Annotated in this window: 2 protein-coding genes; one reads left to right on the top strand and one right to left on the bottom strand. The window is 69.6% G+C overall.

Annotated elements, in window-relative coordinates; genetic code table 11:
• On the top strand, positions 1-233 hold a 233-nt coding region (locus tag MBTS_RS23275), incomplete at its 5' end, for an ATP-binding protein (RefSeq protein WP_192216604.1).
• A 2-nt stretch (positions 234-235) separates the two neighbouring features.
• Here the strand turns inward: MBTS_RS23275 and bioB are convergent.
• Positions 236-1225 carry a biotin synthase BioB gene (bioB, locus tag MBTS_RS23270; protein ID WP_147832822.1) on the bottom strand — a complete coding sequence of 330 codons (990 nt, stop codon included), beginning with the start codon at positions 1223-1225 and terminating at the stop codon, positions 236-238.
• Between the last annotated feature and the right edge of the window lie 4 nt (positions 1226-1229).

Genomic DNA, 1229 nt, shown 5'->3' with positions numbered 1-1229 from the left:
GGGTGACGATCCTCATCGCGGATAACGGGCCTGGGCTTCCCGGACGGGCGGGGGGGAACCTGTTCTCACCGTTCGAGGGGTCGACGCGCGCGGGCGGGACCGGGCTCGGGCTTCCGATCGCCGCCGAACTGATCGAGCTTCAGGGCGGCTCTCTCACGCTGGATACGACGGGGGAGGGGGAAGGCGCCCGCTTCCGGATCGTGATCCCGGACCGCCCGACGACGTCGCCCTGAGCCTATTCCGCGGCCGCCAGGGTCAGGCCCGGCACGGTGATGCCGATGTCGCGAAGCAGTTCGGCATCGGCATCGGTCTCGTTATTGGCCGTGGTGAGGAGGCGCTCGCCGTAGAAGATCGAGTTCGCGCCGGCGAGGAAGCACAGGATCTGCGCTTCGCGGGTTAGCCCCTTGCGGCCGGCGCTGAGACGCACACGCGCCTTCGGCATGACGATGCGGGCGGTGGCGCACATCCGGACGAGATCGAGCGGGTCCACGGGCGGACGGTCCTCGAGAGGGGTCCCCTCGACGGCCACTAGGGCGTTGATCGGCACGCTCTCGGGATGGGGGGCGTGGTTGGCGAGCACCTGAAGCATCGCCGCGCGGTCCTTCACGCCCTCACCCATGCCGACGATGCCGCCGCAACAGACGCCGATCCCGGCATCGCGCACGTTCTGAAGGGTGTTGAGGCGATCCTCGTAGGTCCGCGTCGAGATGATGTCGCCGTAGAAATCCGGGCCGGTATCGAGGTTGTGGTTGTAGGAGGTCAGCCCGGCCTCGGCGAGGCGGCCCGCCTGGGACGGGGTGAGCATGCCGAGCGTGACGCAGGCTTCCATTCCGAGGCCGCGGACACCGCGCACCATGGAGAGGACGGCATCGAATTCCGGGCCGTCCTTGGGCTGGCGCCAGGCGGCGCCCATGCAGAAGCGATGGGCTCCGGCGGCTTTCGCGGCGGCGGCCTCCTTAAGCACCTTGTCCACCGCCATCAGGCGCTCGCGCGGCAGGCCGGTGCCCTTGTGGTGCGCCGATTGCGGGCAATAGGCGCAATCCTCGGGACAGGCGCCGGTCTTGATCGACAGCAGGGCGGCGCGCTGGATATCGGCCGGGTCGTTATGGGCGCGGTGGACCTGTGCCGCCCGGAACACGAGGTCGAGGAGCGGCAGGTCGTGGATCGCCTGGATCTCGGCCACGGTCCAATCGTGCCGGATCGCGGGGATCTCGGTGGCGGGCAAGGGG

The sequence above is a fragment of the Methylobacterium bullatum genome (assembly GCF_014845095.1).
Classification (GTDB): domain Bacteria; phylum Pseudomonadota; class Alphaproteobacteria; order Rhizobiales; family Beijerinckiaceae; genus Methylobacterium; species Methylobacterium bullatum.
The sequence above is the reverse complement of the archived record's forward strand: the minus strand, read 5'-3'. Positions and strand labels throughout refer to the sequence as shown.